Here is a 25,451-nt window from a genome sequence, read left to right on the forward strand (position 1 = left end):
CCGGATCAAGTCCGGAGATACGGGAGGGTGTGACTGGCCGGGATCATCCACGCAGCGTGGCAGACAAACAGGTCACCGATACAGGTTCTGTCCCTCAAGGCCCTTGTAGAGGCCTGCCACCTGTTCTTCATAGCCATTGAACATCAAGGTCGGCACGCGGCGGCCTGTGCCCAGCACTTCTTCCGTGGCCTGGCTCCAGCGCGGGTGTGGCACGTCGGGATTCACATTTGCCCAGAAGCCATATTCCTTGGGCGCAATCTCTTCCCAGAAGCTGGTGGGCTTCTTGCCAGTGAACTCGAATTTCACAATCGACTTGATGGACTTGAAGCCATATTTCCACGGCACAGCGAGACGAATGGGCGCGCCGAACTGCTCACCCAGAGGTTTGCCGTAAATGCCGGTCGCCATGAAGGCCAGATCATTGCGCGCCTCAGCCATGGTGAGGCCTTCAGTATAGGGCCACGGATACCAGGATTGCTTCTGGCCGCTGGCAACGCTGGGCTGCATGAAGGTCTGCATCTTCAAATAGCGCGCTGACGATTTGGGTTTGGCAAAGTCAACAAGAGCTGCCAGCGGGAAGCCTGACCACGGCACGGTCATGGACCATGCTTCCACACACCGGTGGCGGTAGATGCGTTCTTCAAGGGGCATCTGCGCAATCAGTTGATCCACATCCAGCGTTATGGGGGTGTCGACTTCGCCTGTGATTTCAATTTTCCACGGACGCGAAACAAGCGCTTCCGCCGCCCGCGAAATGCGCTTGTGAGACCCGAACTCATAAAAGTTGTTGTAGGTGGAGGAGACTTCCTCATCCGTTACCGGGCGATCCACCGCGATGGACGTATTGGCGGGATAGGGAAAGAGCTCAGCCGCCTTCGCCGTCAGATCCGCTTCACCGCCTGCGAGGGCCTCAGCGTTTTCAGCTGCTTCACCACACCCCGCCACGGCCAGTGTAGCCGCACCGGCAATGCTGGCCGTCGTGCCGCGCAGGAATGCCCGCCGATTGAGAAACACGTTTTCCGGCGTCACCAGATTTTCAGACAGTTCCCATGCACGGGGACGTTTAATCAGCATTTGGGGCGGGACCCTTTTCAAAGCAGAACAATATTGGTGTGACTAATGATGGCCCGCCACGCCAAAAGGGCAAATCACACCTGCGAGAGAGCTTTGCTATCTGTCGTGATGAGACAACACGCCGAACACCCGCAAAAAACGGCAGTTTATTGGGCATTCACGCAAAGGCCGCATTGCCGCTATAGTAAAGATCAGTAAAGGTTTTTGCCCGCGTGCCGCTTGCCCACTGTTGGACTACTCGAAGGGGACACCGCCATGTCATGTCAGCATACAAAAGTAGACGAAAACTCTGTTGTCACGCTTGATACATCCATCAAGCCGATCCGCATGGACCGCCGTCAGATCATGATGGGCATTGCCGCCGGCTCGATCGTGGCCTTCACCGGCTGCGCCTACAACGAGCAGCTCGGCCGCAATCAGCTGATGCTGGTAAGCGATGGCCAGATGGCGTCGCTGTCTTCACGCGCTTGGAGCGACATGAAGAAGAAGCAGAAGATTTCGCGCAATCCCAAATACAACAATCGCCTGCGCTCGGTCGGCAAGAAGATCACCACCGCCGCCAACATGCAGAACATGAACTGGGAATACGTGGCGTTTGAATCCAAGCAGAAGAACGCCTTCGTGCTGCCCGGCGGCAAAGTCGGCTTCTATACCGGCATGATGGACTTCCTGGACAATGACGCACAGCTCGCTGCCATCATGGGTCACGAAGTAGGCCATGTCCGCGCCCGCCACGGCGCTGAACGCTACAGCCAGGGACTGGCCAGCCAGGTCGGCATGACCGCGGCACAGGTTGCTGTGGCGGCATCAGATGTGAGCTATGGTGCACCGCTCGTTCAGGCGCTTGGTCTTGGTCTCCAGTTCGGTGTCCTGCTGCCCTATTCCCGCAGCCACGAACTGGAAGCGGATTCCATCGGCCTCAATTACATGACCAAGGCCGGTTACAACCCGCATCAGTCCGTTGCCCTGTGGCAGAAGATGGCCTCTGAAGGCGGCTCGCGTCCGCCGGAATTCATGTCCACGCACCCGGACCCCACCACGCGGATCGCAGCCCTGCGCCAGCAGATTGCGCGGATGGGGTACTAGAAGCCCGTCGCCACTCACGGCCCTGCCGATGAGACGACAAGCAACAACCTGACTTGCCCGGTCCCTTCAATTCGAGGGGACCGGTGCAACACCGGTGATGCTGACAGAGTGCCCGGCAGAATGGCTGCCTCAAATCGATCCGGCGTCACGAAGGGCCCGTTATAGGTATCGGGGTTTTTTGAAGCCGCTCTAACCTGACCGGTCGGCACCACACATGTCGTTGCGCCTCGATAGGTGCACACCATGCGCGCTGTCGCCACGTCAGCATGGATACGGCAGCACGCATCGTCGCTGATCCGGTCAAGACGCACACTCACCCGCTCTGTCCCCATCTGCCGTGCAAAGCCGTCGGCCAGAGCTGCACAGTCATTTGCCAGCCAGCTCTGCCAGCCAGACGGCGGTGTTTTCGCAGCAGCAAGGAGCGCTGTGACACCCAGTGCCACATCATCCGGCTGCGCCTCGAACTTGCCATTCGGCAGCTGCATGGGAGCAAGCCCGTCCAGCCACGCACCCACCTGGTGAGGCACCTGCGACCGCCGTGGAAGGCTTATCCACGGTGCGTTGGCCAGTTCGCCAACTTCTGGACATGCATCTGTGACGGTCATCGCTGAGCAGTCTCACTCATGCCGAATGGAGGGGGCATCTGTTTGGAAAGTGACCGGAAGGCGACCGTCAGACCCGACATGTGAGGATTCAAGAGTCATGACGGCCACCTTCCAGGTCTGGGGGGTTAGAACTTCAGCTCTGCATTGAGGGACAGTGCGAGGTCGCGGCTGCCGTTGCTTGTCAGTCCTGGCAACACAGCGAAGCGCGTTTCAAGGACACGACCACGCCCCAGATCAGCGTCGAAGTAGATCGCCGGACCGAAATAGTGCGTCTGGTCCTTGAGGTCAGGCGCATCGCCGAACGCTTCTTCCACATCACCATGGGCTTCGACGCCAAGCTTCCAGGCGTCAGCAATTGGCGTGTTGGCGCTGAGCGCATAACCAAGCCCCGCGTCCTTGCCATCTTCGAATGGAATTTCGACGAACAGATTGCCGATGATCGAGAAAGAGCCAACGCCGAACTCGGCAATGGGGCCAAGAGCAAGTGCGCCTTTTTCAATGCCGTCCTTGTTGGGCACTTCAAGCGCCGCATAGAAGCCGACTACCGGTCCACCGCCATGTCCGTCATGTCCGTCATGTCCATGATCATGGTCGTGATCGTGGCCACCGCCGCTTTCGCCACCCTGCCAGAGAATGAAGATATTTTCCCATTCAAAGGCCTCAAGTTCAGCGGTTTCGTCTTCCGGATTGGCAATCTCGAACGCGGCAACTGTTTTCCACCAGTCCGTGACACCGACGCCCAGTGCAATCTCATGGACGGATCGTTCTTCGCCCGTCGGCAGGTCATCGGCGAAAAGCGTGTTGAGCGATTCAAACTCAAAACCGCCTTCCACCACTTCCGGGTGGATGACTTCAAAAATGCCGCCACTTGCCTGCGCCGGTGCCGCCAGCATGGCGCAACTTCCCGCCGCAAACACTGTTGCTGCCAACCGTTTCATTAGATGCGGTTTCATCAACCCGCCCCCTTGTCTGGATCCTGATGTAAATTCAAGCGGGAGTCATAATGTTATAACATAACATTATCAAGCCAAAAGAATGGCGGCCCGTGAAGGCCGCCATTCAAAACGTCTCAGAAAATCAGAATCCGCGATGGCTCTGTCCCCTACTTCAGGCTGGCGCAGAACCGCTGGATGCGTGCACACGCGTCTTCCAGCGCTTCTGTGGAGGTCGCATAGGAGATGCGGAAGAACGGTGACAGACCGAACGCCTCCCCATGCACGACGGCGACACCTTCCTGCTCCAGCAGGGCGGTTGCAAACGCTTCGTCGCTGTCGATCACCTTGCCGTCTTCCGTTTTCTTGCCGATGAGACCTCGGCAGGATGGATAGACGTAGAACGCGCCTTCAGGTGTCGGGCACTCGATGCCGGTTGCCTGGTTCAGCATGGAGACCACGAGGTCACGGCGGCCTTTGAACACGGCAGCGTTCTTTGGAATGAAGTCCTGGGTGCCGTTGAGCGCTTCAACAGCCGCCCACTGGCTGATGCTCGTCGGGTTCGACGTCGACTGCGACTGCAGCTTGCGCATGGCACCGATGAGTTCCTTTGGTCCCGCGCAATAGCCGATGCGCCAGCCGGTCATGGCATAGGCCTTGGACACACCATTCATGGTGAGCGTGCGGTCCTTGAGGCCCGGCTCCACCTGAACCGGCGTCACGAATTCAAAATCGTCATAGACGAGATGCTCATACATGTCGTCGGTCAGCACCCACACATGCGGATGCTTCATCAACACGTCCGTCAGCTTCTTGAGTTCGTCGCGTGAGTACGCAGCACCCGACGGGTTAGACGGCGAGTTGAAGATCAGCCATTTGGTCTTGGGCGTGATGGCCGCTTCCAGCGCGTCCGGCGTCAGCTTGAAGCTTGTCTCGATTGTCGTCTGCGCAAACTTCGGCTCACCGCCTGCGAGCAGCACGATGTCGGGATAGCTCACCCAGTAAGGCGTCGGGATCACGACTTCATCGCCCGGGTTCAAGGTCGCCATCATGGCGTTGTAGATGATCGGCTTGCCGCCCGGCGCGACGAAGCACTCGTCCACTGAATAGTCGAGACCGTTCTCGCGCTTGAACTTGGCCGCGATGGCTTCCTTCAGCTCGGGGATACCGTCCACGGCGGTGTATTTCGTCTCGCCGCGATTGATCGCCTCAATGGCGGCCGCCTTGACGTTGTCAGGGGTATCAAAATCCGGTTCACCGGCGCCAAGGCCAATGACATCGCGGCCCTGGGCCTTGAGGTCGCGGGCCTTCTGGGTCACCGCGATGGTGGCCGATGGCTGAACACGGGCGAGGGATTTCGACAGGAAGTTTTCTGGCAGGGCCATGACGGGCGTCTTTCCGCAAATTGAGGGCTGACAACAAGGAACGGGGCCGACCGTATAGCCGCCCCCGCCCTCTCGCAACCGTCAAACCAGCCTCATTGAAGCAGGTCAAATATGCATCTGGATGCTGTCAGACAGCCCCCACAGGCTGAACACCGCGCTTGAGGGAATCCGCAAAGCCGTGGTTGCGATCCCGATGGCCCGCTTCGTCCGCACGCACCGCAATCACAACGTCCCGCAGCCGGGCGTCCGGTGCCAGGTTCCAGTACTCGATGGCAATGGCCGGTGCTTCCACATTGTCCTGATGGCCAGCGTCAATCTCGTCGAGATAGCGCGTGTAGCTGATGACCGCTTCTTCCTCGAAATAGCCGACCACACGATGGGCCGTCTTTGAGGAGAAGAGATACAGGAAGAAGTAGAAATTGTAGAAGATCGCCTGGGTGAGCATCACGACCACACGCTCAAACATATTGGGCTGCGCAATCTTGATGAAGGTCATCAGATGCATCCGCTCATTGTCTGCTTCTTCAAGCAGCTCACGGATCCAGCCCTGATCATCTTCCATCTGGCGCAGGGACCGCAGGTGCTGCAGCAAACCACCCACCATGCCGGGCACAGCAGCGACCGTCTCCAGCACAATCGCGCGATGACCATAGCGCTTGGCAAAGAACGTATCCGCGATGAAGCGCAGGAATTTGACAAAGACCAGCGCAATCCGATCGCTCATGTCAGCGGGGGTGTAGTGGCTCGTGTCGTCCGATACGCCACGAGCGTTGTCATGTGTTTCGTCAGCCATGCAATGATCCTCCAAGACATCATGCATTCGTCAGTGTCCAGAGTAGCTGAAAACCAGCTCCCCGGGCAGCGCGTCCTGACTGAAGATCATATACACAAGGCGTTAATTCACTTTGTCACAAGGCCGCAGCGCGGCTTTGTCACAAGCGACAACCTGTCCATAAACGACAGCTTTCATGACCTATCGCCCGCTGGTCTCCAGCGCCTTGATCGCGTCAGGCACTTCCACATCCACCTGCATGCTGCGTGACGTGAGCGGCGACAGGTGCCGCGTCTCGATGGGGACGCAGCCCGCCCAGTAAGGCAGCTCCATGTCTTCCTCATCATCATTGGGTCCGCCGCGCCGGACTTTCGCCACCGCCTCTTCAAGCGGAATGCGCAGGATCATGGTGGCTTTCATTTCGGTCTTGTTAGGCGCGCGTGAGCCTTCAGCCCGGCCCTCGGCGATGCCTTCCATGACTTTCCACATGGCTTCCATCCGGGCGTCCTCACCGGTCACTTCCTCAGCCACCCCATGCACCATGACCGAGCGATAGTTCATGGAGTGGTGGAACCACGACCGGGCCAGCACCAGGCCATCAAGATGGGTGACAGTGGCGCATAGAGGCACACCGGACGCCAGCGTCTTGAACATCCGCGTCTTGCGGCTGCCGTGGATCAGAAGGCTTTCGCCATCGCGCACATAGAAGATGGGGATCACCACCGGTGCGTCCTCATGGACGAAGGCCACATGGGCCACATAGCCCGCATCCAAAATGCCGTGGACCGTCTCGCGGCCGTAATCCGCACGCTTGTGGATACGCACCTTCGTGCGCTTGGTCTTCTTGTAGGTCTCAGCTGTCGCCGGACGTGTGTGATCTTTTGGCATAGTACTCTCCGTCAATATAACGCAGGAGATAGAACCAATTTGGTTTGCCAAATAGCACCAATTATGGACAATTGGGGGTGCCAATCAGGAGAGACCCCATGGCTGACACCCTCGCCGCCGCCCTTCCCGGCCTGACGCTGGATCGCACAAGCGACGTGCCGCTGCACGCACAGCTGGCGCAGGCCCTGCGGACTGCGATCCTCACCGGACAGGCCTCCCCCGGCACAAGACTGCCCGCAACCCGCAATTTGGCAGCAGAACTCGGCCTTGGCCGCAACACCGTTGCCGATGCGTACGACCAGTTGACAGCCGAGGGGTATCTTGAAGCCCGCGTTGGCTCCGGCACCCGCGTGGCATCCATTGCCCCGGACGCCTTTCTGGCAACCGGTGCCTCATCAGATGAAGCAGACACAGCACCACCGCCGCCGCTCTCCCGGCGCGGCGATGCTCTTGCGGCTGCCATTCGTCCTGTCCCGCCACCGCCGGGCCGGTTCGGCTATGCCTTTCAGCCCGGCATCCCCGCTTTTGACGCTTTCCCCTATGCAAGCTGGACACGGCTGGCCGCCCGCGCCGCCAAAAACATGAAGGCCGTGGGCGATTACTCCCACCCCGAAGGTCAACCGGAGTTGCGCGCTGCCATTGCCGCGCATGTGAAGCTGGCCCGCGGCGTGGTGTGCGAGCCGGATCAGATCATCATTACGGCGGGCGCACAGGCGGGCCTCGACCTGGCCGCACGGCTGTTGGTCGACCCCGGTGACAATGCGTGGATTGAAGACCCGGGCTATGCCGGCGCCCGCGGTGCCCTGATCGGTGCCGGGGCAACACTGGTGCCTGTGCCCGTCGATGAAGAAGGCATGGATATTGCCGCCGCCCGCAAGCTGCGCAAGCGGCCCCGACTGATTTACGTCACGCCCTCACACCAGTTCCCGCTCGGCGTCACCATGTCCCTGCCACGTCGGCTGGACCTTCTGGATCTGGCAGATGACGCAGATGCCTGGGTCATCGAGGACGATTACGACAGCGAGTACCGCTATCAGGGCCGTCCGCTATCATCTCTGCAGGGTCTCGATGGCGGCAGGCGCGTGCTCTATGTGGGCACCTTCTCCAAGACCTTCTTCCCCAGCCTGCGCATTGGCTATCTGATTGTCCCCGCAGCTCATGCTCAAGCATTCCGCAATGCCATTCGCAATACCGGACACTCTGCCCCGGGTCTGCCGCAGCTGGCACTTGCTGCATTTCTGGAAGGCGGACACTACGAGGCCCACGCGCGGCGGATGCGCAAACTCTATGATTCCCGCAGGCTGGCCGTGCTTGCCGCTCTTGAGGAGTTGGCACCAAGAACCCTGACGCCGCAAGTGCGAGAAGCAGGCATGCAGATGCCCGCTCTGCTGCGTTCCAACCGCAACGATCAGGCCATTGCAGCAGACCTGGCAAAAGACGGAATCGCAGCAGGTTCCCTGAGCCGCTACACGCTGGACGACAAGAACCTGCGTCAGGGATTGCTGCTGGGCTTTGCCGCCGTGGAAGAGCGGCATATCAGCCCTGCAATGCATCAACTTGTGAGCCACCTCAACGGTTCATAGCCTGCGCGCTCCTGTTTCGCGGAGGGAGGCTCGGCCATGACGTATCGGCTCTATCACATGCAATCGTCCGGCAATTGCTGGAAACCTCGCGTAGCCCTGCATCAGCTCGGCCATGCGTTTGAGCTGATCGACATCGACATCATGACCGGCCAGTCCCGCACCGACGACTACATGGCCATGAACCCCAATGGCAGGGTGCCTTTGTTGCAGCTGCCTGATGGACGCTACCTCGCTGAGTCCAATGCCATGCTGGCCTATCTCGCCGAAGGCACGGACCTCATGCCGTCAGACCGCTATGACCGCGGCGTGATGTTTCAATGGATGTTCTTCGAGCAATACAGCCACGAGCCTTACATTGCCGTGGCACGCTACTGGCGGCACCTGGAAGGCAAGGAACCGCCCGAAGCCGTGCCCGGCCAGATTGAAGAACGCGGTTATGCAGCCCTTGGGGTGATGGAACAACGCCTTGGTGAAGCACCCTATTTTGCAGGCGACACCTACTCCATCGCCGACATAGCACTTTATGCCTACACCCATGTGGCCCATGAGGGTGGCTTCTCTCTTGAGGCATATCCCAACATCCGCGCGTGGCTTGAGCGCGTCGCAGCCACACCGCGCTTCGTCGGCATGGACTGGCGGCCCTGACGTAGCCCGCGCAAACCATCGCGACTCGGCTCGCCACAAACTTGCCCCAAAATTCCCTCGGGGCCGCCCCATTGGCCGCGCGATGTCGCCCCATTGCGAGCGCTAACTCTCCATCACGCGGATGTGACCTGCCAGCAGGTGCCCTGACATCCGCAGTCGATGGAGGGGAACACCAGATGACGACACTCGCCGGACCACAAAGGGTCGCGCAATATCACGAGGGAGTAAGCCACGCATTGCGGGCGCTCCTCATCATTACAAGCTTCATTCTTGCCGCCGTCGCGCTGTCCGGCGGCTTCTCCATGACTGCCTATGCGCAAACAGCATCCGCAGCTCCGGCGACCGCCAAACTTGCAACGGCCAAACTCGCAACAGTCCGTCCCGGTGACATGAATTCCGGCGCGCTACTGTTTGAGACACAGACCCCCGGCGAATATGTGCAGGCGCCACTTGTGGCCACGGACGTCACACTTGATGTCACCGGCATCATCGCGCGCGGCACTGTCACCCAGCGTTTCCTCAATCCAAGCGATGGCTGGGTCGAAGGTGTGTATGTCTTCCCTCTGCCGGACGATGCCGCCGTGGACAGCCTGCGCATGCAGATCGGTGACCGCTTCATTGAAGGTCAGGTGAAAGAGAAGCAGGAAGCCCGCGAAATCTACGAAGAAGCCAAGGAACAGGGCTTCAAGGCGTCCCTCGTTGAGCAGGAACGCCCCAACATCTTTACAAACTCCGTCGCCAATATCGGCCCGGGCGAAATGATCGTCGTGCAGATTGCCTATCAGCAGACGGTGACCGTGGATGCGGGCGACTACTCGATCCGCTTCCCTATGGTTGTCGCGCCGCGCTACATGCCTGCGCCGACGGTCCACATGGTTGATTTCCAGACCGGCCCCAATGGCGAGACGACGGGCTTTGCCGCCATCTCCGATCCGGTTCCTGATCGCGAGCGCATTTCACCGCCGGTCCTGAATCCTAAGACCGAAGGCAAGACCAACCCGGTGACCCTGACCGTCAATCTGGACGCAGGCTTTGAGCTTGGTGACGTGACAAGCCACCACCATGCAGTGAAGCTCGATCAGGACGACATGAAAGCGACGCTGACACTGGACGCCCCCAAGGGTCAGGTGCCCGCCGACAAGGACTTTGAACTGACATGGACGGCGCAGGACGGCACAGGTCCCAATGCGGCCCTGTTCATTGAGACCACAACAGACGAAGACGGCAAGGAAACGCCCTACCTGCTGATGATGCTGACACCGCCCACCGGTGCATCACTGCCGGATGCAGGCCCCCGCGAAGTGGTGTTCGTCATCGACAATTCCGGCTCCATGTCCGGCCCGTCCATGGACCAGGCCAAGGCAAGCCTGCTGCTGGCCCTGGACCGTCTCGACACGGACGACACTTTCAATGTCATCCGCTTCGACCATGAGTTTGATCAGGTCTTCCCCGCTGCCGTGCGCGCAGACAAGGAGAACCTCGACATTGCCCGCGCCTTCGTCAGCAATCTGTCCGCAGATGGCGGCACAGAAATGCTGGCACCGCTGCAGGCCTCTCTTCAGGACGCCAACCCGACCGACACCAACCGTCTGCGTCAGGTCATCTTCCTCACCGACGGCGCCATCGGCAACGAAGTCGAGCTGTTTGAAACAATCTCACAGGGCCTTGGCCGCTCGCGCCTCTTCACTGTGGGCATTGGCTCTGCGCCCAACTCATTCTTCATGACGCGGGCTGCTGAAGTCGGTCGTGGCGCTTTCACCCATATCGGCTCAGCCGACCAGATCGTGCCGCGCATGGCTCAATTGTTTGAAAAGCTGGAGACACCAGTCATCACCGGTCTTGAGATGGACTGGCCGGCGCGGGTGCTCAACGAAGTGTGGCCCAACCCGCTGCCCGATCTCTACAAGGGCGAACCCATTGTGCTGACCGCACGGCTGGCCCGCGCGCCCAAACCCGGCGAGTTGCTGGAAGTCGGTGGCAGCTTTGCCGGAGACCCCTGGCTTGTGCAGTTGCCGCTTGCCAAGGCGCAGGACGGCGACGGCATTGCCAAGCTGTGGGCCCGCCGCAAGATCGCGTCACTTGAAGGCTTCCGCTATTCCGGTGGCGACTGGGAAAAGATCGACCGGGACATTCTCGCTGTCGCGCTCGACCACCATCTCGTCAGCCGCCTCACCAGCCTTGTCGCCGTGGATGTCACACCCTCGCGGCCGGACGATGAAAATCTCGGCACGGCGCAGATGCCGGTGAACCTGCCCGATGGCTGGGACTTTGAAAAAGTCTTTGGTGGAGGCCCCTCACCAATGCCGACAAGCGCATCCATTGCACCTGATCCTGCATGGCAGGTGTTGAAAGTGGCCGCGGCACCTCCCGCTCCGGTAGCCGGTGCCAGGAGCGTGCCCTTGCCGCAGGGCTCAACCCCGGCACCCCTGCTGATGCTCATGGGCCTGATCGGTCTTGCCCTCGGCTTTGCCCTCCTCGCGCTTTACCGGCGCGAGGACAAGTCGGCGGCGTAGCGGAAACATGGGCATGGGGCTGACACGCAAACACATGATCGGACTGGCAGCAGGCGCTCTGCTGCTGAGCAGCGGCGCCGCGCTTGCCGCCAGTCTTTACATCGACTCCAAGGCACTGGTGGGTCAGGTCCTGCTGGAGCGTGCATTCGCACAGACCCTTGAAACAGGCCAGCCGACAAAGCCGTGGGACTGGGCCGACACCTGGCCTGTCGCCCGTGTCTCAGCCCCCGCCCACAATCAAAGCGCCATCGTGCTGGCCGGGGCGAGCGGCGAAGCCATGGCCTGGGGGCCCGGGCACATGGCAGGCACACCAAAGCCCGGCGACAATGGCATTTCCATCATCGCAGCCCACCGCGACACCCATTTTGCGTTTCTGGAACATGTGGCACCCGGTGACGACATCTCCGTCACCAATGCCGACGGATCACGCCACGCCTTTCGCGTCACCGGCACCAAGATCGTGCGCTGGGACCAGTCAGGCATAGACCCGGTTGCCCCCGGCAAGAAGCTGGCGCTGGTCACCTGCTACCCGTTCAACGCGCGCACCCAAGGTCCGCTGCGCTACGTGGTGATGACGGAAAAGATTGAAGAACAGACCGACCAACAAAGCGGGGGCCCTGCGGTACACGCGGCCCTCGACAGGCTTTCGCCGGAGGTGGAAATGGTGCGCTGAGGACATAACCGGTTGGCCCGCCCGATCCTTTCCCGGATCCCCTTCGCAAGGTGACGGCAAACCATCTCCGGGACCCGCCCTCAGATCAACGCACTGCGTCTTTCACCAAAAGCGAAAGCCCGGCGGCGACCCCCAACAGGTCGCCGCCGGTGCCCATTCCCGGACTTTATAGAAAGCTATTCCGCTGCCTGCGTCGTGCTGCCCGGCACACCATCCGGCACAGTTGCCTTGTAGCTCTCAAGCGCTGTGACGGCCTCCCACCATCGATACAGATTCTGACAACCGTCAAAAGCCTCCATACCGTCAGGCATCTGGCCCACATAGGTCAGCACCGGTGCATAGAGAAGATCAGCGATCGACAGATCGTCGCCGGCCAGCCATGTGCGGCCTTCAAGCTCCTTGTCCATGATCAGCATGGCTTCACGAATCTTGGGCTTGGCCTCGTTGATCTTCGCCATGTCCGGCTGACCATTGGGACCGGACGGGAAGACATATTGCTGCGCAAAGTTGCGGATCGCCTGCGGGATCACATAGTCGAGCCCCGCTGAAATCCATTGCTCCATGCGCGCACGTTCCAGCACATCGCCGGGCTGCAGGGCCTTGCCCTCATAGGCCTCGTCGATATAGCGGCAGATCGCCATGCTTTCCCACAGCGTCACCTTGCCGTCGGTGAACACCGGGATCTTGCCGAATGGATGCAGCTTGCGATGGTCTGGTGAGCCCAACGCGCCCACCGTTCCATCACCGACCTGGCCAAGTTCATAGTCCAGACCCTTTTCATGTGCAGCCATACGAACCGTCCGGACAAAGGACGACGCGGCGGCTCCATATATGATGATCGTCATATTATAACTCCTGCTTCTACTGTTTGGTGCGTCCGGCTTTGCATGCGCCGGGACACACCTCTCCCGTTAGCAGCCGGGCACCCCGACCGCTCCGCCACCGGTTTGACCAAAGATCAACCGGCGATCAGCTCTTGAATGTTCGTCCTACGATGCAGCTCAGGCAGCCAGCAGGTCTGCCAGATGCTGCATGCTGTGGGCCCAGCCACCATTGAAGCCATCGCGCAGCTCCAGATTGGCAAAGCCCGTGTGCAACAGATGAAGGCGCGTGCCCCCGCCTTGCTCCGTCAAAGTCAGTGTCAGCACCGTTGAGCGGCTCGAGCCATCCTCAAAGGTGCGGGTGAACTCAATGACCAGTTTTTCGGGCGGCGACAGGACAGTGATCCTGCCGCGCATGGAAAAGTCTTCACCGTTCTCGCCCCGCATATGGACGATGTAGCGACCCCCGACCTTTGCATCGACCTCAGCACCATCCACCATGTTGACCGCAGGGCCCCACCACTGAGCCACCTGCTCAGGGATCGTCAGCGCTTCAAAGACACGCGCGCGCGGCGCATCAAGGTCACGATGCATGTCGATCTTGAGAATTTCGTCAAGGTCTTCGCGGTCGGCAGATGCCATATCAACCTGTGCCATGGGAGTGCTCCTGAAAATCCGCTGCTATTTCTTTGAGGTCTTGGGACGCGTGCGGCCAGGCCGCGAGGATGTCCCGTTTGATGGTGATGTCTTGAGAAAGGCTTCCAGCGCATCCAGCTTCTCGTCCCAGAACCGCCGGTAGCGGTCCACCCAGTCCGAAGCGCGCTTGAGCGCTGCGGGATCAAGATGACAGATGCGCTGCTGCGCCTTTTTCTCGCGCCGGATCATGCCGGCATCTTCAAGCACCTTGAGATGCCGGGAGATGGCCGGTCCGGAGATGTCAAACCCGTCACCCAACTCACCGGCGGGCGCAGGTCCGTCCGCCAGACGCTCGAGGATCGCCCGGCGCGTCGGGTCTGCCAGCGCCTGAAAGGCGGCAGAAAGCTGATCAGGACCCGATGGGTCAGAATGTGAGGCAGGCGGGGTCATATTTAGCCAATCCGTTATTTAACGTGATTGTTAAATATACCCGTCCTGCAGGAGCGTCAAGCATCGGCAGCGCGAACACGCACGTGTCCTGACACCACGTGTCAGGAAGTCGGGACCGTGCCCTACTTCACCGCCACAAAAAGATAGCGATTGAGCGAGAAGAAATACTGCCCGTTGGCGCCCATGGCCTTGAGGTCATCCGCCCAGGCCTGCGCCTCGTCTTCGGAGACACCATCGCGCCCGGACACAAATCCCTGAATGGCCCGCATGATGCCCCCCGAATAGCTGTGCGGGTTCCAGTCCGGATTGAACATGGGGATCAACTCGCGACGGGTGACGGTCATGCCCGCTTGATGAAGGAGATGCGGCAGCTTGCGCGGCAGATGCGGGTCCACCAGATGCGCGTCCCAGACCTTGAGAACTTTCTCCATGCGCTCCCGGTTGGACGAATTCCAGACGATCGAGTCCCAGTCCGTATCCAGAATGACAATCCGGCCACCGGGCTTGAGCACCCTCTTCGCCTCATGCAACGCAGCGCCCATGTCAGAGACATATTCATAGACCTGCGTCGACACGACCACGTCCACGCTCTCATTGGCCATGGGGATTTGTTCGGCCTCCCCATGCTCCACGGTTACCCACGGCATGTCCGCGCACCGCTGGGCGGACATCTCCACCATGGGGCGTGACATGTCGATGCCGGTAACACTGCCGTCCTTGGTCACAGCCTTGCCCATGTCATGGACCAGCAGGCCGGGGCCGACACCGATGTCGAGCGCCGACATGCCGGGCCGCAACGCCATGGCGGCCATCACATGGGTCCGCTGCCCCACCACGTCCGGCGTCAGATACATCGCCTCAATGGCTTTCGCCGCGCGCTCGTCAAAATCGATCATATCGGACATGGGCGTTCCCTCGTTTGGATCTAGTCTTCTTTGGCATCCACCATGGACATCACATCATTGTCGCCACCGTCAGGTGCTGCAATCTCCACGATGCGGTCATCCACATCATCATATTCCAGACGCAGCGCCCGGCTCATGATGGCATGCATCATGTAAGTGCAGGTAATGTAGGTGAACTCGAGAATTTCCTCGTCGGACAGATGTTTCTTGAGCGTGTCGATCACACCATCAGGCACCCGGCCCCGCTGCAGCACCAGACCGTCCGTATAGGCCAGCACCGCGCGCTCCACCTCTGAAAAGCAGTCTGCCACGCTCCAGTGCGGGATGGCCTCGATCTGCGCTTCCGTCAGGCCGACATCGCGGCTGGCCTTGCAGTGTTGTGAAAACACGAATTGCGAGCCGACCACATAGCCCGCCCGCGTCTGCCCCAGCTCGCGTAGCTTGGGATCAATCACCCGCGCCTCGTCGCGATAGAACTTGAAGCCGTCGGTGGTGTGCGCAAAGGCATCCGGCACGATGTTGAAAACGGTCCACCAGTTGCCCGGCGTGCCCGTGGCTGTGCCCGGTTCCTTAAGGGGATCACGATCCCCGAACAGCAGATCGAAGATTGCATTGGCGTAAGGGTTTTCAGCCTCACGGCCCGCCTGTTTCAGTCTTGGCATGGGTGTGATCCTGTCAGAGTTCTAGCGTTGGTGAATGAGTTTCATGCCGGCAACGGGGCTGCGGGCCTTGATGACGTAGTCAGTGCCTATGGAGCCGAAATAGACGTCCTTCATGTCCGCGCCGCCCCAGGTCACATTGGTGGGGTCGTTCAGCACCTCGCCGGTGGGGTCATGGGCAATGGTGACAACCTCACGCTGCGGCGTGATCGCCACCACCTTGTTGGCGGCAGGCAGCGTCACCCACAGGTTGCCTTCCACGTCAAAGCCATTGCCATCTGTATAGGGCCAGTCCGCCATGTCAGCGGGAGTTGGCAGATTGTCCGGGTCTGCCTGAGCGGTGGGGAAGGTGCCAAGTACGGGGCCGTAATCTTCCCGCGCACCCAAACGACCATCGGCCAGCACAGGATAGCGCACCACGTTGCCGCCTGCCGTCTGGCAGACATACAGATGGCTCTCGTCTTCATCGAGGCAGCAGCCGTTGGCGAATTTTAGTCCGTCCGCAAGCTTTTCCACCGCACCGTCCGGCGTGACGCGAAACACAAATCCGTCCGTGCGTCCGTCCAGCGCCTTGGGCCATGGGTTGGCCCAGGTGGAATGGGTGCAGTAGATGGTGCCGTCCTTTGCAACAATCGGATAGTTGCAGGCCGTCAGTGTCTGCCCGTCAATTTCGCTGGCAAGACTCTCGATCTCGCCGGTGTCCACATCGAGGCGCTGCAGCGGGCCGTCCTCGCCCTCATACACCCCAAAATTGGCGATGATGATCCGCCCCTGCGCATCCATGTTGATGCCATTGGGCGCGCCACCCGCCTTGCCCACGCGGCGTAGGCTGCCGTCAGGCAATATCTCCGCGCAGGCGGACGCCTGATCCGAGGCCCAGACCTTGCCATCCTTGCTGACAACGACGTCTTCGCAGCGAGCAATCCCCAGCCCGATCTTCTCCATGTCGCGTGTTTCGATGACTGCCAGTGGCATGGTCAAAGGGCCTCCCTGCCCGAACTAGTTTTTATTGGGTATCTCAATCCAGTAGGGCTGATGGTCCGAGCCATCCGCCTCATTGTCTATCCACGCGTCGCTGATCTCAGCCGCCACGTCTTCGGTGGCAAAAATGTAGTCCAGCTTGATCCCCGGCCGGCCATAGCGGGCTTCGTCCAGCGGATAGGTAAAACCATCGCGTGCACGATTGCCGACAGCCTTCCAGCTATCGACGAGCTTGTGCCGCCCGGCCGACGCCGTGATCATCTGCACATAGGGCGCGGACCCCGGCACCATGTTGAAGTCGCCCAGCAACAGCACGCTTTCAGGACTGGCGGGCGCTGCCTCCCCTTCCGACCAGTCATCCTCACCAAGGGATGCAGGTCCCGACCACGCAGCTCCCTCCGCCTCGCGCCGGTTGAGAATATCCAACACATGGTTGATCTGCGCCATGCGTTCGCCATCGCCCTTCTCCATGGAGATATAGGCCAGGTGCAGCAGAACGATGCGGATCGGCGGGCGGCCCTCGGGCTGAATCACAGCCTCAAGTGCCCCTTGATGCATGTTGAACTCATCGTCGTAGTGCGTTTTGGGCAGCGGATGCTGACGCGTCCACACAATCGGCCAGCGGCTGAACAGCATGTTGCCGAACTGGCGGCGGCGATTGCTCACTGTGCCGTCGTCCGCAACCACACTTGCATCCATGTCGAAGTAACTGCCGAAGACCGCATGGTGCCTGGGCAGCAGTTTCATCAGCTCATCAGGTTGATCCACCATGCCGCTACGCTGCCAGAAGCGTTCAACCTCCTGCATGCCGATGATATCTGCATCGCGAATGGTATCCGCAATACGCGCAAGGTCCATCTCGCCATCACGGCCACGGGAGTATTGAATGTTGTAGGTGACGACACGCATACGAGGTCTCGATACGTAAAATCAGTTTACGGACGACTTACATCAGATCACGAACACCCGAGACGTCGTAAATCTTGACAGACACCTCAGCGATTTTCGCGTCGCCCAGAGCTGCCTGAAACGCGGACATGTGCGCCGTCTGAAAATGAAAGTCGAGCGCCGCCTGATCGTCCCACAATTCCCAGATGCGCATGGTGCGGTCATCCGTGATGTCGCGCGAATAGGTGTAATCCTGGCACCCGGCTTCCTTGTGGGTTTCGGCAATCATTGCCTGACCGGCGGTGAGGAGTTTTTCCATTTCCTCAACGGTCTCGAACTTCGCTTTACCTGCAACGATAAGCATCGGGTATCTCCTCACCTGCTGTTTTTGTTTTGTCGTTCTTGCCCTCACCTTATCTGCGCAGTGCATCCGGTGCGACTCTTACCCGGCCAAATGACGGTTACGACTGGCGACGACGACCTGAAACCGCAGACATGACTGTCTGTGCAAAGGCATCCGCATCGGCAACGTCATGCATTTCAAGGGGCGCAAGCCCGGAGTCTGAGAATGGCGCGGCAAATACCGATTTGGCGCTTCCAAGTCGAAGACCCACCAACCCGCGCGCCGGGCGAACATGCACCCGATCCAGAGATTTAAGTGGCACAGCAGACACGCGCCGGGGAAAGGGCCCTTGTAAGGCAACAAGCCGCTGATCCGTCAGCAGCAAGGTGGTGGTCCGCCGCCGCCAGAACGTCCAGAGCCCCAGCGCCGGCACAATGACCCCGACAACTGCCGCAGCCAAAAGCGCCAAAAGGTCCACGCCAATGACGGTGGCCCACCCGAACACAGCGCTCCACAGCACCGCAATGAACACCGCCGGAAGATAGACACCCCGACTGAGCCGCGCGCGTGCCTGAACCCACTCAGCCGGTAACAGAACACCAGGCGGCAACTGAGTCGTCACAAACACCCTCCTCGTGAGGCTTCCGCTACGTCATCCGCGCATTAATCATCTGTTCACCATGCGCTCACAATGCCCCAGCTAACGTACGGTTTCTAATACGAAATTTGCTTGAATAGGACCAGTTGACGCACCATGTGCTGTATGCGAATACGGTACATAAGCGACAAAAAGGCAGCAAAAACAGCCATGTCGTATTGGTGTAGGACCGGGCCAGCCAAGGCCTGCCACCCACAGAATTTGGGAGCGAAATGTGAGCGTAGTAGAGACAAGCAAAGACCAGTCGAATTTGGCCGATGCCGCGTCGTCGCACGCTGACCGCAAACCCGAAAGCAGCGCCTGCATCCGCCACATCTATGGTGGCATCGCCATGCTCGCCATCGGCGTTGGCTTGCTGATCATTACTTAGGTTTTAGAACTCGGCGAAATAGCCGGTATCAACCTCAACCTGCTCCACCATTTCCACCTTCGTACCAATGCGGAGGTTTTTGAGCAGGTCACACAAATCTTCTCCATCAATCAGATCAATCGCCGGTGCCCCGTCACGCGTCGCCTCCGCACGTGCTTCCGCTGTGAACCGGCTGGTGGTGATGATCAGGCCCTTGTCAGCCCGTCCCATCATGGCCCCACGAAAATCACGCACGACAGAAGATCCGACGGAGCCCTGCCAGCGCTTGCTTTGGAACAAAACCTGAAAAGACACGAGATTGACCCGCAGGATGCCGTTTCCGTCTATGCCCCCGTCTGAACTGCGCCCTGTCACCTCAACCTTCACAAACCCGGACTCACGCAACACCCGCTGGCAAAGACGCTCAAAGGCGGATGGGTCCATAGCGAGAAGGGCCTGAAGAAGTTCTTCTTGCCAGTCGGGTTCAACATCTCCGGATTCATCCTCCATGCCAGAGGCCGAGTTGAGAGTCTCCGCCTCTTTGCGTGCGTTTCTGTTCATCGTGCGCACCCGCCTGGGAACCTCACCCAATTCGTCCTCCGACATCCCGAATCCGTGGGCCGTCAGTGTCCAGATGCCAGGTTTCGCGTTGTTGACTGCGCCGACCTTCTTCAGATAGGTGCGCGCCCATTTGAGGCGGTACTCCAACTCACTCAGCGTTGAGTTATCGCCATGAGGATGCTCTACGATTTCTTCCAGAAACCGTTCGAGGCGCACAACCTCATCATGAATTTCCTGATTGGACGCCGATCCGCCCAAAGACTTGAGCGCCGCAACAGTCGGCGCAATCAGTGCGCTAAATTTTGGGACATCATCATTGGTGATCATTCTTATTTCCTAATCCCGAGGCAGGAAGTAGCGCTCGCCGTCCTGCTGGACGTCGCCGAGTTCGGTGAGGGTGTCGAGCAGTTCGGTGATGCGGGCGTCGCGTTTGCGGCCGCCGGTAAAGCGGCGGGACAGGGCCTTGGCGTCGATTGGGGCTTCTTCGCCGACCAATGTAGCGCGCACCAGCCTGATCTGGTCGGGTAGCTTCGTCGGCCATTTAGGTTTGCCCGCGGCTGCTTCCACCGGCGTGCCAAGGTCGGCTGCCAGCTGCTCCTGCTCGGCGGGCTTGCCGAATTTTGGTATCTGATAGTCCGGCCGCAGCCACCGCACCTTGCCGGCTCGCTCCTCCGCCGCCCGCTCCTGATTGAGCGCCACAAGACGCTCGAGAATCTGCTCGTCACTCAGATCATGCGGCCAGCCATAGGCGTCAAACACCGCAGCGTCGATCTCGTCGTGAATCTCCCTGAGCACGGAGACAAGCCCCTGCTCATGAACGAGCTTGTCCTTGTCGTCCAGCGCTTCGCCGGCCCGCAGCTTTTCGAGCACGTTGTACAGCGCTGTCATAGTGAGTTTCGGGTGCTCCGCCAGCCGTTCTTTGCGAAATTCATCAAGGCGCTCGCCCAAAGCATCAAGTTGTGCCTTCTGCACTGCGGTAGGATCGGCAAAGGGGAATGGATCAAAGCATGACGTTTTGACATAAACAGGTCTATCCTCAAGCAAAGCGCAGTTTGCCTCGAACCAATTGTAGTGAATGCGGCTTGACAAGGTCGCAAACTGCCAAAAACTCTCGAGCGCAAAACAGACCAGTTTGTTGTCCGGCAAGACTTCACCATCCAACATAACAAATACCCGGTGTTTGGCTGTTTCGGGCGTTGCAAAATATCGAGGCAATCCCTGCAAGGCTTCTCGAAACTGGGGTATGTTCTCGCCAAACAACCACCAGTTCTTTCTGCGATACTCCCTATTGTTCTGCTCACGCTCCGGTTTAACTCTCGTGAGAATGTGTTGATAGACTGACGGAAATTGCTCGCGAACTTCGGTTTCGATCATGCCAAATAGATCGATCGCATGCACGCCTCTGGGCAATTGCATTAGGTCACGTCCGTTCCTGTACGGACGCACTATGGAACCGCCCTTGAGTTTTTCTTTTTCAATGAGGCTATGCGCCTCACTGTTGGTCAATATGAAGCCTGCACCGTGCAAAACCACGCCGCGGCCAGCCAAGCCTGAGTTAGCAATGAGCGGTAAGGCCTTCGCCAAGTCGGCGCCCAGCTTGAGGTTCGGCCTTATCGACCCAACACGTGTGGTTAGCTCCACAACTGGCTGATCCGTATTTAGATCAGCCTCCCTCACCACAGTCTTCAACTGCCCAACGACTGCACCAGGTACACCAACCGTCATGGCAATGCGCACCGCTGCCTTATCGGCACTCTTGAGCCACGGGTGATCCGGGATCGCCATCAGCAGGCCGATAGGTTTTTTCTGCCCCATATGGTGCTCGATCACCCGGCGGGAAAATGTCTGGGTGATGGAGTTAGTGGTGATGAGGCCGAAGCGGCGCGGCTTGCCCTTTTTTCCTGCGCCCGGCCGTACAAGCTCCGCCGCCTTGTCCCAGAAATGCATGACAAAGTCGGCACCACCGGGAATGTGCTTGCGCGCCTTCCAGCAGGCCTCCGCATAGCCGTCGCCCAGTTCCGCCCGCATGTCCTTGCCACCGGTAAAGGGCGGGTTGCCGACGATGAAATCCGCGTCCGGCCATGTGGCGGGCCGGGGGTTTTCATAGGTATAAAGCTCCATGCGCGCTGCTTCGTCCGGCACTTCCTCGCCGGTGACGGGGTGCAGCTTCATGGTGTGGCCGTCCCAGCGGGTGACGGGCTTGCCGTCGTCGCCGCGCAACAGCTCCTGCTTGTCGTAGGCCAGCACCGCGTCCTGGTTCTTGATGTTGTGGAACGCCTTGAGCACCGGTTCGTCGATGGCGGCGCGGCCGGATGTCCTGATCTGCCATTTGATGAAGCCGATCCACAGCACCAGCTCCGCAATGGCGACCGCGCGCGGATTGATCTCAAGGCCGAGGAACTGGTGCGGGTCCACCGTGTGGCTGGACAGCCCGGCGAGATAATCCGTCTCGCCCAGTTCGGCGAGGGTTTCCAGCACCTCCCCCTCCAGGCGCTTCATCAGCTCCATGGCCACATAGAGGAAGTTGCCGGTGCCGCAGGCCGGGTCCAGTACCTTTGTGTCCGTCAGCGACAGGTGGAAGGCCCGCACAACATCGCGCGCGTCATCATGCTTCCTGGCGTCGATGAGCTTTTGCGCTTCCACCTGCACGGCCCGCCAGTCCTCCGTCAGCGGATCAATGATCGTCGGGATCACCAGCCGCTCCACATAGGCGCGCGGCGTGTAATGAGCGCCGAGCTTGTGGCGGTCGCGTTTGTCCAGCGCGCGCTCCAGCAATGTGCCGAAGATGGCCGGCTCCACATCGCGCCAGTCCTTGCGGGCGGCAACCCACAATTCGTGAATCTGGCTGCCGTCCAGTTCCAGTGACGTTGGGCTCTCGAACAGCCCGCCATTAAACTGCCGCAGCACTTCGCCAAAGCCGGAGTAGAAGCCGCCGGTGTTCATCTTCTCCCAGAGGTCTTCCAGCATCAGGCGGAAGCGCTTGGGGTCTTCCTTGTGGTCCGCGAGAAGCTGTGTGAAGGCGCCTTCCGGCAGCAGCTTCACGTCTTCTGCAAACATCGTGAAGAGGCAGCGCATGAGATACTCGGCCACCGCTTCGGGTTGATGACCCTTGCCTTCAAGCTCGCGCGCTACCTTCGCCAGGCGCTCCGCAATGTCCCGCGTGACCTCCGCTGAGATGCGTGTGGGATCAAGCGACAGCGGGTCCGACCACACCGCCTTCAGCCGGTGCTGCACCTCCGGCTCGAGCAGATCGTCCAGATAGATGCGGTAAGACTGGCGATCAGGAAACTGCGCGTAGTTTTTTCCCTGCTGCGAGAAGTCGGCAAAAAGCTCAATGCAGTGGCCGACATCGACCACCACAAGAAACGGTGGCCAGCCATGATCCGTCGGCAGGGCGCGGGCGTAGTCCTCCGCCTGCCCGCGCGCGTTACGCATCGCCTTGTCCCAGCCCTTGGTGCCGCGCCGGGCCGTTCCGCCCTTGACCGCGTCCCCGGCCAGGTCAAACCCCGGCAGCGTCTCCGTCTCGACAAACTTCGAGCGGGCTTTACTGGAGCTCTGCTTGGCTTCCAGAACGAAGCTGCCGCGTTTGTACAGGTCGATGAACCCGGTGGTGCTGGAGCCGTCAGGGTGTTTGAACGCGACAGATCGCTCAAACACATAGTCGTTGTGCCGATTTTCTTCCTGCGACGGGTCAGGCTCCGGCTCGTCGAGCAGGCGTGCGAGTTCACTTAGAAAGAGCTGGTAATTCGACCGTTCGGAACCACCGGACTTCTGCCACTTCTCAACAAAGGCCGCCATCGCCTCCGGCGCGGCAATCGGCTGCTGTGTTTCAGATGGATCCCCCGAGTCACTCATCGGCGCAGCATTACCCGAAAGTGCATGAGGTTGAAGTTGTTTTTGTACTTTACCGGACCTCAAGTTGATCAGAGGAGATTGCTGGCATTTGTCCTGTGCACCGCGTTGCCCAAATCACAACCCAAGGAACGTCTCACAAATAAGCCCGCCCGTTTTGCAACGAGCGGGCGTTCTTGTTTCTGGAGTTGGCGCGAGGCTTAGCTGGCCTGACGCGTCTCCTGATCACCCTGGCGCAGATCCTCAACGGTGGTCTGGACCCGGTCGCGCAACTGGGTGGTGGCGCCGCGCAGTCCCGACGACACTTCCTGAAGCCGGGTGGCCATGGCGCTCATCGCGGTGATTTCAGCAGCCACATTTGCGATACTGCCGGACACTTCCTTGGTGCCGGTGGCCGTCTGCTGAACACTGCCGGCAATCTCGTTGGTGGCGGCACCCTGCTCGCCAATCGCTGATTCCACCTGCTGGGCAATCTCTTCCAGCTGGCTGATGACATTGGTGATGCGCGTAATACCCTCTGATGCGCCAGCGGTTTGCTGCTGAACACGGGTAACCTGATCAGAGATTTCCTGGGTGGCTTTTCCAGTCTGAGACGCAAGCGCCTTTACCTCGGACGCAACAACCGCAAAACCCTTGCCAGCTTCTCCGGCGCGCGCCGCCTCGATGGTGGCGTTGAGCGCCAGCAGGTTTGTCTGGTCTGCAACGTCCCGGATGAGATCGACGATTTTGCCGATCTGCTGCACCTCGGTGCTCAGACCGCTCATGGCCTCACCAATATGGCTGGCTTCGTCCGTCACACGCTGAACCGCCTGATGTGTTTCGCTCATCTGACGGCCAACTTCCTGAACGCTGGTTGCAAGTTCCTCACTTGCAGCAGCCACCGTTCCGATGCTGGCAGAGGCTTCTTCAGAAGCACTGGCAACGGATGACGACGCACCTTCAATCTTCGTCGCCGCATGGCCAAGCTCGCCGGAGGCAGTGTCGATGTCATCGACCTGCCCCACAACAGTCTCGACCGCCCCGGCCACATCCTTGTCGAGCCCATCAGCCAGAGACGACAGCCGCTCCTGCAAGACGCGGTCACCGGCTTCAATGTAAACGGATACGGCGAGCTCCATGTCCAGCATCACCGCCTTGGTGACGGCTTCAACTGTCAGGTCCACAGACTTGCGCTTGGTGGCCTTGCGGACGATCGCCAGAAGGTCCCCAAGAACGATCGCATAGGCGCTCACATACCAGCGGGGTTCCAGATTGATCCGCTGATGCGCATTGCCAATGGTGACGGCGCGTTCGAAATAATCGACACCAAAGTCACCCTTGAACAGACGCTCCCAGTGAGAGGCCTGCGCCGCCTTGAGGGCTGCAACCTTGTCTAGCCCCCCGAGCAGCGGTTTCAATTCTTCATATTTCAGCAGGTGCTCGTAGAAACGATCCAGCAATGGCGCCAACTCTCCTTCAAGAGAGGGCCAGAGGACCTCAAGCGCCTCGCCGTGCTCCGGTGCAAGTCCGATGAATTCAAGCCGCGCCTCGCGCGTTTGCGTGCTTTTGTTCTGTCCCGACATTTTTCAAAACCCCCTTAAGCCTTTGATTGAGGGAGTGTTTGACCGGCCCGGTTAACAACGAGACAACCGAAAAACACGCATAAGTAGAAGCGCTGCAACCAGCGTTATTCTGACAAAACCTCATTGATTTGATGTCGTTGCCATTCCGCCGTTTACGGACCTTTTTCATGGCCACCGCAAACACCGAAAAAAGTGCAAAAAAATGTCTGCCTAGTCGAAATCAGACCAGTCATAGACAAATGTCAGGAAGGCGAGCAGCAGGATCGTGACCGCAGCAAGGCCCAGAACGACATATTGCATGAAGTCATCAATGGCAGCACCAGTGTGCGGATGAGCCAGACTCAGGCCCAGCAGGGATAGGTCCGTTCCCGCAGCACGCATCATGTCCAGGGACTGACGCCCTGCTTCAGCAATGATGTAGAACTCACCGGCATTGACGATCAGTACCGTGAAGATAGCAAAGAAGGCAGCAAAGGCTCCCGCCTTCATCGGCATCGGCGCATGGCGCAGGAAATAGTAGAGCCCGCCCAGATAGGCGAGGACAAAGCCCGTGGCCGTGGTCAGCGCCAGCAGGATCAGCTCCTGCATGTAGGTGGTGATGGTGACAATCTCGGCTTCGTTCATCAGGCC

25 protein-coding genes are annotated in these 25,451 nt (G+C 59.6%); 6 read left to right on the forward strand and 19 right to left on the reverse strand.

The features are described 5' to 3' along the window. Positions 1-72: 72 nt before the first annotated feature. Positions 73-1,074: a protein-methionine-sulfoxide reductase catalytic subunit MsrP gene (gene msrP / locus ABXH05_RS02100; protein WP_353559557.1), complete on the reverse strand. Its 1,002-nt coding sequence runs from the start codon at positions 1,072-1,074 to the stop codon at positions 73-75. A 255-nt stretch (positions 1,075-1,329) separates the two neighbouring features. On the opposite strand from msrP, the gene ABXH05_RS02105 reads away from it, so the two are divergent. Next, positions 1,330-2,160, forward strand: a complete 831-nt coding sequence (locus ABXH05_RS02105; protein WP_348138435.1) for a M48 family metallopeptidase — start codon at positions 1,330-1,332, stop codon at positions 2,158-2,160. Positions 2,161-2,174: 14 nt separating this feature from the next. Here ABXH05_RS02105 and ABXH05_RS02110 read toward each other — a convergent pair whose 3' ends face one another. The 5 genes from ABXH05_RS02110 to ABXH05_RS02130 form a co-directional block, all read right to left on the reverse strand. Beyond that, positions 2,175-2,765 carry a DUF1826 domain-containing protein gene (locus ABXH05_RS02110; RefSeq protein WP_353559558.1) on the reverse strand — a complete coding sequence of 197 codons (591 nt, stop codon included), beginning with the start codon at positions 2,763-2,765 and terminating at the stop codon, positions 2,175-2,177. Between the two features lie 125 nt (positions 2,766-2,890). Next, positions 2,891-3,718: a hypothetical protein gene (locus tag ABXH05_RS02115; protein ID WP_353559559.1), complete on the reverse strand. Its 828-nt coding sequence runs from the start codon at positions 3,716-3,718 to the stop codon at positions 2,891-2,893. A 149-nt stretch (positions 3,719-3,867) separates the two neighbouring features. Further along, positions 3,868-5,082: a pyridoxal phosphate-dependent aminotransferase gene (locus ABXH05_RS02120; protein WP_353559560.1), complete on the reverse strand. Its 1,215-nt coding sequence runs from the start codon at positions 5,080-5,082 to the stop codon at positions 3,868-3,870. Positions 5,083-5,209: 127 nt separating this feature from the next. Next, positions 5,210-5,875: an alternative oxidase gene (locus ABXH05_RS02125; protein ID WP_353559561.1), complete on the reverse strand. Its 666-nt coding sequence runs from the start codon at positions 5,873-5,875 to the stop codon at positions 5,210-5,212. Between the two features lie 180 nt (positions 5,876-6,055). After that, entirely contained in the window at positions 6,056-6,742 is a 687-nt protein-coding gene (locus ABXH05_RS02130; RefSeq protein WP_353559562.1) for a pyridoxamine 5'-phosphate oxidase family protein, read from the reverse strand. 98 nt (positions 6,743-6,840) lie between these two features. Between ABXH05_RS02130 and pdxR the strand changes: the two genes are divergently transcribed. From pdxR to ABXH05_RS02150, 4 genes are all read left to right on the forward strand, one after another. Continuing rightward, entirely contained in the window at positions 6,841-8,325 is a 1,485-nt protein-coding gene (pdxR, locus tag ABXH05_RS02135) for a MocR-like pyridoxine biosynthesis transcription factor PdxR (RefSeq protein ID WP_353559563.1), read from the forward strand. A 36-nt stretch (positions 8,326-8,361) separates the two neighbouring features. Beyond that, the gene (locus ABXH05_RS02140; protein WP_353559564.1) at positions 8,362-8,970 is read left to right on the forward strand and encodes a glutathione S-transferase family protein; all 609 of its coding nucleotides are present in this window, start codon (positions 8,362-8,364) and stop codon (positions 8,968-8,970) included. Positions 8,971-9,146: 176 nt separating this feature from the next. Then, positions 9,147-11,483 carry a marine proteobacterial sortase target protein gene (locus ABXH05_RS02145; protein ID WP_353559565.1) on the forward strand — a complete coding sequence of 779 codons (2,337 nt, stop codon included), beginning with the start codon at positions 9,147-9,149 and terminating at the stop codon, positions 11,481-11,483. Positions 11,484-11,496: 13 nt separating this feature from the next. After that, positions 11,497-12,156, forward strand: a complete 660-nt coding sequence (locus ABXH05_RS02150; RefSeq protein WP_353559566.1) for a class GN sortase — start codon at positions 11,497-11,499, stop codon at positions 12,154-12,156. A 176-nt stretch (positions 12,157-12,332) separates the two neighbouring features. On the opposite strand, the gene ABXH05_RS02155 is transcribed toward ABXH05_RS02150, so the two are convergent. The 9 genes from ABXH05_RS02155 to ABXH05_RS02195 form a co-directional block, all read right to left on the reverse strand. Beyond that, complete coding sequence (locus ABXH05_RS02155) at positions 12,333-13,001, reverse strand: glutathione S-transferase family protein (protein WP_353559567.1); 669 nt, start codon at positions 12,999-13,001, stop codon at positions 12,333-12,335. 156 nt (positions 13,002-13,157) lie between these two features. Further along, positions 13,158-13,634, reverse strand: a complete 477-nt coding sequence (locus tag ABXH05_RS02160; protein WP_353559568.1) for an SRPBCC family protein — start codon at positions 13,632-13,634, stop codon at positions 13,158-13,160. 24 nt (positions 13,635-13,658) lie between these two features. Beyond that, the gene (locus tag ABXH05_RS02165; protein ID WP_353559569.1) at positions 13,659-14,063 is read right to left on the reverse strand and encodes an ArsR/SmtB family transcription factor; all 405 of its coding nucleotides are present in this window, start codon (positions 14,061-14,063) and stop codon (positions 13,659-13,661) included. Between the two features lie 122 nt (positions 14,064-14,185). Further along, entirely contained in the window at positions 14,186-14,968 is a 783-nt protein-coding gene (locus ABXH05_RS02170; protein ID WP_353559570.1) for a methyltransferase domain-containing protein, read from the reverse strand. A gap of 20 nt (positions 14,969-14,988) precedes the next feature. After that, a complete protein-coding gene (locus ABXH05_RS02175; protein WP_353559571.1) occupies positions 14,989-15,630 on the reverse strand; it encodes a carboxymuconolactone decarboxylase family protein in 642 nt (213 codons plus the stop codon). 21 nt (positions 15,631-15,651) lie between these two features. Next, positions 15,652-16,602 (reverse strand): SMP-30/gluconolactonase/LRE family protein, encoded by a 951-nt coding sequence (locus ABXH05_RS02180; protein ID WP_353559572.1) that lies wholly within the window; start codon positions 16,600-16,602, stop codon positions 15,652-15,654. 24 nt (positions 16,603-16,626) lie between these two features. After that, positions 16,627-17,517 (reverse strand): endonuclease/exonuclease/phosphatase family protein, encoded by an 891-nt coding sequence (locus tag ABXH05_RS02185; RefSeq protein WP_353559573.1) that lies wholly within the window; start codon positions 17,515-17,517, stop codon positions 16,627-16,629. Between the two features lie 37 nt (positions 17,518-17,554). Further along, entirely contained in the window at positions 17,555-17,860 is a 306-nt protein-coding gene (locus ABXH05_RS02190) for a putative quinol monooxygenase (RefSeq protein WP_353559574.1), read from the reverse strand. A 97-nt stretch (positions 17,861-17,957) separates the two neighbouring features. Further along, positions 17,958-18,461 (reverse strand): PH domain-containing protein, encoded by a 504-nt coding sequence (locus ABXH05_RS02195; RefSeq protein WP_353559575.1) that lies wholly within the window; start codon positions 18,459-18,461, stop codon positions 17,958-17,960. Between the two features lie 250 nt (positions 18,462-18,711). Between ABXH05_RS02195 and ABXH05_RS02200 the strand changes: the two genes are divergently transcribed. After that, the gene (locus tag ABXH05_RS02200; RefSeq protein WP_353559576.1) at positions 18,712-18,867 is read left to right on the forward strand and encodes a hypothetical protein; all 156 of its coding nucleotides are present in this window, start codon (positions 18,712-18,714) and stop codon (positions 18,865-18,867) included. 3 nt (positions 18,868-18,870) lie between these two features. Here ABXH05_RS02200 and ABXH05_RS02205 read toward each other — a convergent pair whose 3' ends face one another. The 4 genes from ABXH05_RS02205 to ABXH05_RS02220 form a co-directional block, all read right to left on the reverse strand. Then, positions 18,871-19,734, reverse strand: coding sequence for a restriction endonuclease (locus ABXH05_RS02205; protein ID WP_353559577.1), 864 nt, complete (start codon positions 19,732-19,734; stop codon positions 18,871-18,873). A gap of 9 nt (positions 19,735-19,743) precedes the next feature. Beyond that, positions 19,744-23,262 (reverse strand): class I SAM-dependent DNA methyltransferase, encoded by a 3,519-nt coding sequence (locus tag ABXH05_RS02210; RefSeq protein WP_353559578.1) that lies wholly within the window; start codon positions 23,260-23,262, stop codon positions 19,744-19,746. A 197-nt stretch (positions 23,263-23,459) separates the two neighbouring features. Further along, positions 23,460-24,821: a methyl-accepting chemotaxis protein gene (locus ABXH05_RS02215; RefSeq protein WP_353559579.1), complete on the reverse strand. Its 1,362-nt coding sequence runs from the start codon at positions 24,819-24,821 to the stop codon at positions 23,460-23,462. Between the two features lie 210 nt (positions 24,822-25,031). Continuing rightward, complete coding sequence (locus ABXH05_RS02220) at positions 25,032-25,445, reverse strand: hypothetical protein (protein WP_353559580.1); 414 nt, start codon at positions 25,443-25,445, stop codon at positions 25,032-25,034. Positions 25,446-25,451: the final 6 nt, after the last annotated feature.

It is taken from the genome of Pyruvatibacter sp. HU-CL02332 (assembly GCF_040362765.1).
GTDB lineage: Bacteria > Pseudomonadota > Alphaproteobacteria > CGMCC-115125 > CGMCC-115125 > Pyruvatibacter.

What these genes read in the sequence shown, in the direction of transcription:
- msrP (WP_353559557.1), bottom strand. Translation starts at nt 1,074, where the DNA reads ATGCTGATTAAACGTCCCCGTGCATGGGAACTGTCTGAAAATCTGGTG.
- ABXH05_RS02105 (WP_348138435.1), top strand. Translation starts at nt 1,330, where the DNA reads ATGTCATGTCAGCATACAAAAGTAGACGAAAACTCTGTTGTCACGCTT.
- ABXH05_RS02110 (WP_353559558.1), bottom strand. Translation starts at nt 2,765, where the DNA reads ATGACCGTCACAGATGCATGTCCAGAAGTTGGCGAACTGGCCAACGCA.
- ABXH05_RS02115 (WP_353559559.1), bottom strand. Translation starts at nt 3,718, where the DNA reads ATGAAACCGCATCTAATGAAACGGTTGGCAGCAACAGTGTTTGCGGCG.
- ABXH05_RS02120 (WP_353559560.1), bottom strand. Translation starts at nt 5,082, where the DNA reads ATGGCCCTGCCAGAAAACTTCCTGTCGAAATCCCTCGCCCGTGTTCAG.
- ABXH05_RS02125 (WP_353559561.1), bottom strand. Translation starts at nt 5,875, where the DNA reads ATGGCTGACGAAACACATGACAACGCTCGTGGCGTATCGGACGACACG.
- ABXH05_RS02130 (WP_353559562.1), bottom strand. Translation starts at nt 6,742, where the DNA reads ATGCCAAAAGATCACACACGTCCGGCGACAGCTGAGACCTACAAGAAG.
- pdxR (WP_353559563.1), top strand. Translation starts at nt 6,841, where the DNA reads ATGGCTGACACCCTCGCCGCCGCCCTTCCCGGCCTGACGCTGGATCGC.
- ABXH05_RS02140 (WP_353559564.1), top strand. Translation starts at nt 8,362, where the DNA reads ATGACGTATCGGCTCTATCACATGCAATCGTCCGGCAATTGCTGGAAA.
- ABXH05_RS02145 (WP_353559565.1), top strand. Translation starts at nt 9,147, where the DNA reads ATGACGACACTCGCCGGACCACAAAGGGTCGCGCAATATCACGAGGGA.
- ABXH05_RS02150 (WP_353559566.1), top strand. Translation starts at nt 11,497, where the DNA reads ATGGGGCTGACACGCAAACACATGATCGGACTGGCAGCAGGCGCTCTG.
- ABXH05_RS02155 (WP_353559567.1), bottom strand. Translation starts at nt 13,001, where the DNA reads ATGACGATCATCATATATGGAGCCGCCGCGTCGTCCTTTGTCCGGACG.
- ABXH05_RS02160 (WP_353559568.1), bottom strand. Translation starts at nt 13,634, where the DNA reads ATGGCACAGGTTGATATGGCATCTGCCGACCGCGAAGACCTTGACGAA.
- ABXH05_RS02165 (WP_353559569.1), bottom strand. Translation starts at nt 14,063, where the DNA reads ATGACCCCGCCTGCCTCACATTCTGACCCATCGGGTCCTGATCAGCTT.
- ABXH05_RS02170 (WP_353559570.1), bottom strand. Translation starts at nt 14,968, where the DNA reads ATGTCCGATATGATCGATTTTGACGAGCGCGCGGCGAAAGCCATTGAG.
- ABXH05_RS02175 (WP_353559571.1), bottom strand. Translation starts at nt 15,630, where the DNA reads ATGCCAAGACTGAAACAGGCGGGCCGTGAGGCTGAAAACCCTTACGCC.
- ABXH05_RS02180 (WP_353559572.1), bottom strand. Translation starts at nt 16,602, where the DNA reads ATGCCACTGGCAGTCATCGAAACACGCGACATGGAGAAGATCGGGCTG.
- ABXH05_RS02185 (WP_353559573.1), bottom strand. Translation starts at nt 17,517, where the DNA reads ATGCGTGTCGTCACCTACAACATTCAATACTCCCGTGGCCGTGATGGC.
- ABXH05_RS02190 (WP_353559574.1), bottom strand. Translation starts at nt 17,860, where the DNA reads ATGCTTATCGTTGCAGGTAAAGCGAAGTTCGAGACCGTTGAGGAAATG.
- ABXH05_RS02205 (WP_353559577.1), bottom strand. Translation starts at nt 19,734, where the DNA reads ATGATCACCAATGATGATGTCCCAAAATTTAGCGCACTGATTGCGCCG.
- ABXH05_RS02210 (WP_353559578.1), bottom strand. Translation starts at nt 23,262, where the DNA reads ATGAGTGACTCGGGGGATCCATCTGAAACACAGCAGCCGATTGCCGCG.
- ABXH05_RS02215 (WP_353559579.1), bottom strand. Translation starts at nt 24,821, where the DNA reads ATGTCGGGACAGAACAAAAGCACGCAAACGCGCGAGGCGCGGCTTGAA.
- ABXH05_RS02220 (WP_353559580.1), bottom strand. Translation starts at nt 25,445, where the DNA reads ATGAACGAAGCCGAGATTGTCACCATCACCACCTACATGCAGGAGCTG.